Source organism: Chamaesiphon sp. VAR_69_metabat_338 (genome assembly GCF_031423935.1).
In the GTDB taxonomy this organism is placed as follows: domain Bacteria; phylum Cyanobacteriota; class Cyanobacteriia; order Cyanobacteriales; family Chamaesiphonaceae; genus Chamaesiphon.
The window spans coordinates 1-3,153 of the sequence record NZ_JANPGM010000199.1 but is presented as its reverse complement, the minus strand read 5'-3'; the positions used below and the strand labels follow the sequence as shown (position 1 = coordinate 3,153).

The 3,153-nt window shown below is 47.8% G+C and carries 5 protein-coding genes and 1 pseudogene; 3 read left to right on the top strand and 3 right to left on the bottom strand.

What is annotated here, in order from left to right:
• Together RMO84_RS05810 and hisIE are read right to left on the bottom strand one after the other, a co-directional pair.
• Positions 1-267: pseudogene (locus tag RMO84_RS05810) on the bottom strand (gamma-glutamyl-phosphate reductase); the annotation flags it as partial.
• Between the two features lie 176 nt (positions 268-443).
• Complete coding sequence (gene hisIE / locus RMO84_RS05805; RefSeq protein ID WP_310487529.1) at positions 444-1,094, bottom strand: bifunctional phosphoribosyl-AMP cyclohydrolase/phosphoribosyl-ATP diphosphatase HisIE; 651 nt, start codon at positions 1,092-1,094, stop codon at positions 444-446.
• Between the two features lie 50 nt (positions 1,095-1,144).
• Between hisIE and RMO84_RS05800 the strand changes: the two genes are divergently transcribed.
• Positions 1,145-1,300, top strand: a complete 156-nt coding sequence (locus RMO84_RS05800; RefSeq protein WP_310487528.1) for a hypothetical protein — start codon at positions 1,145-1,147, stop codon at positions 1,298-1,300.
• 4 nt (positions 1,301-1,304) lie between these two features.
• On the opposite strand, the gene RMO84_RS05795 is transcribed toward RMO84_RS05800, so the two are convergent.
• On the bottom strand, positions 1,305-1,679 hold the full coding sequence (locus tag RMO84_RS05795) for a ferredoxin-thioredoxin reductase catalytic domain-containing protein (RefSeq protein ID WP_310487527.1): 375 nt from the start codon (positions 1,677-1,679) through the stop codon (positions 1,305-1,307).
• A gap of 366 nt (positions 1,680-2,045) precedes the next feature.
• On the opposite strand from RMO84_RS05795, the gene RMO84_RS05790 reads away from it, so the two are divergent.
• Positions 2,046-2,252, top strand: coding sequence for a hypothetical protein (locus tag RMO84_RS05790; RefSeq protein WP_310487526.1), 207 nt, complete (start codon positions 2,046-2,048; stop codon positions 2,250-2,252).
• A 136-nt stretch (positions 2,253-2,388) separates the two neighbouring features.
• A partial coding sequence (locus RMO84_RS05785; protein ID WP_310487525.1) for an inositol monophosphatase family protein occupies positions 2,389-3,153 on the top strand: 765 nt, incomplete at its 3' end.

Genomic DNA, 3,153 nt, shown 5'->3' with positions numbered 1-3,153 from the left:
GACTGGATCGGCTAATTTAGCCACATCGCGTACACCGACGATCGCGCCTTTGAGCTTGGTGGCATCTAGTTTCAATCGCGCAAATAAAGCTGGGGCGATTTCGTCCTCTGCCGCTTGGCAATCGATAGCATTAGCAGCAACGATTTCGGCAGCATGACTTTCCAAAGATTTGGCAATAGCTTCGAGCGCGGCATTTCTAGCTGTTGCTGGGAGGCTGGCTAAATGTCGGGCGGCTAGTCGGGTTTTTTGAGCGATTTCAGTCAGCATCATAGGGGATAGGGGGTAGGGGATAGGGGATAGGGATGGAAAATCCCACTAATGACCCCAAGCTGTCTTGTTGTGCGAGCGCGATCGCGGTAAGGTTGACGATGCTGAGAATTATAGATCTCAACAACTAGTCGCGATCGCTAATTTAGCTGGTGCCAATGAAAGTGACTAAATAATTATTTCCGCCGTTTTTGGAGTTCGCGGTAGACATCGCGGATGCTGACGCGGTGGTGGGCGAGGGCGACGAGGGTATGATAGAACAGATCGGCAGCTTCACTGGCGATTTCCTGGGGTCGATCGTCTTTACAGGCCATCACGACTTCGACTGCTTCTTCGCCGATTTTCTTGAGAATTTTGTTATCCCCGCCTGCAAAAAGGCTTTGGGTATAGGAACCCTCACTCGGATTGTCGCGGCGATCGCAAATGGTCTGATAGAGGTCTGAGAGGGTATCGGCGGGTGGTGCGACTGTTGTCGCAGCGATTTGGTGGAAGCAACTCCGTTCGCCCGTATGACAGGCAATATCGCCAACTTGTTCGACGGAGACGAGCAGCGCATCGCTGTCGCAGTCATAGCGGATATTTTTGACATGTTGAATGTGTCCGCTGGTAGCACCTTTATGCCAAAATTCTTGGCGAGAACGACTCCAAAACCACGTTTCTCCAGTAGCCAACGTCTGCTGGAGCGACTCACGATTCATCCATGCCATCATCAGCACCGTACCATCCAAATAATCTTGAACGATCGCTGGCACTAAACCCCGCTCGTCATATTTAATCCGATCGATCGGAATTGCCTGATGCAGACGGCTAGATTCATCGCTAGACATGAGTTAGAAGCTCGCAAATAGTTAAGACTGGGCGATTGCTAAATCTGCCTGTGGATATTTTACCATTCGGACGTCCAGCCATTGCGACTGCGCCGCCCCGCCTCGATCGCGACATGCAACTAAAGCACGACTACTTTAGTCCCTCAAACTTAACTAAAAAAGTCGCGATCGGGATCTCTCTTCCACAACATTCGATCGGCAACTAACCACTTATACCGATTTGACTTCTTCAAGGGCAATCTCTTGCATTTTTCCGGCGAAGTCATTGTCAGGAGTCAGGAACAACATGCAGTGACATTCCTTGCGCTCGCGCATCGGTACGCACGGACAGTTCCAAAAAGCAGCTTTAACCTCTGCCTCTTTGTCTTCATAGTGACGACAAGGACACAATGGCGAACCTAATTCTTCCTTATTTTTGGCCAATCCTTTGATCACGACAGCAGTTACCGAAAGATCGACGCAGAAAAAAGTATCTGTATTTTTTGCATAGGTTTCGGAGAAATGTCTCATCGCTTCGAGCGTTTTATCATTAGGTTCGCTCGGTTTATTGGTACTGTCTTGAGCTGCTGCTGGGTTCATGACCATCAGGTTAATGCGTAAGTGATTAGTTCCCTAGCATTTTACCGAAAAACTCGTCATCTGGCGATTGATTGTTAAGTTGTGACAATTCCGATCGACTACTTACCTACTGCTATCGATCGAGATCGTTCGTTACCATGTAGTCTAGCTTGCCATTGTAACTTTCAAATCGCTATAATATTGCGTAATATTAATTATTTTAAAAGTAAATTATAATTATTAGTAAATGTCTTCAGTGCTACTGTTTTGGATAATCAAGCCATATACACTAGCACATAGATCGCAGTCAAAGATCTATCGATCGACTGACGTAAGTGCCATCTGTTCAAGATATCATAACTATATTATTAAATATATCAATAGGAATATAATATGCAACTTATAATTCAATTAGATGCTGAAACCGCTCGTCAGTTAGAAGAAATTCAAAAACATACAAATCAAGAGCACGCTTTAGTTATCCAGCAAGGCATCGGACTTTATTATCAACAATTGCAGCCCCACCGACAGTTTTACATGGCTACAAAAAGAAACTACGACTTAGTAGGTAGCGCGCCGTTAAATACTTGCGCAAATTAGCGATCGAAAATAAATAACGATCGGCCCGATCTCCCTGAGCTACTAGGGAGATTTTTGTTGTTAGATCGGTTTGAGTTAGTTCGCCCGATCGAGGTAGGATCGAAAGCGGTAAGTATTGAAACTTTAGATCGCCCTCATGAACTCACCGCAACTAGCGACAGACCAGTTATCTACTTATTTAAAAGTAGCAGCAACGGCAGCACTAGCTGCTGGCGAAGTATTACAAGCTTGCTGGGGCAAATTGGAATCGATCGTCGAAAAAGGGCGTCCGGGCGATCTCGTGACGGAAGCAGATCGACAAGCCGAAGCCGTAATTTTAGAAATCATCCGCCAACATTGCCCAGAACATTCCATCTTGGCAGAAGAATCGGGACAATTTGGCGCGATCGATGCCGAGTACTTATGGGCGATCGATCCCCTCGATGGCACGACCAATTATGCCCACCAGTACCCATTTTCCGCTGCGTCGATCGGGCTGTTAATTAATGGCGTGCCCACAGTTGGCGCGATCTACGATCCCTTCCATCGCGAACTATTTTGCGGCGCAGTCGGTTTAGGCGCAACCTGCAACGACAAGCCGATTCGCGTCTCCAGCGTCGATAAACTAGCAAAAAGCCTATTAGTGACCGGATTTGCCTACGATCGCCGCGAAACCCCAGATAATAACTATCAAGAATTTTGCTACCTCACCCACATTACCCAAGGCGTCAGACGCGCAGGCGCAGCCTCGATCGATCTAGCTTACGTCGCCTGTGGAAGATTAGATGGCTACTGGGAACGAGGACTATCACCCTGGGACTTAGCCGCAGGCGTCGCGATCGTCGAAGCCGCCGGCGGCACAGTCACCGCCTACGATCGCACCAACTTCGACATTCGATCGGGTCGCATCCTTGCCACCAAT

What these genes read in the sequence shown, in the direction of transcription:
- RMO84_RS05795 (WP_310487527.1), bottom strand. Translation starts at nt 1,679, where the DNA reads ATGGTCATGAACCCAGCAGCAGCTCAAGACAGTACCAATAAACCGAGC.
- hisIE (WP_310487529.1), bottom strand. Translation starts at nt 1,094, where the DNA reads ATGTCTAGCGATGAATCTAGCCGTCTGCATCAGGCAATTCCGATCGAT.
- RMO84_RS05790 (WP_310487526.1), top strand. Translation starts at nt 2,046, where the DNA reads ATGCAACTTATAATTCAATTAGATGCTGAAACCGCTCGTCAGTTAGAA.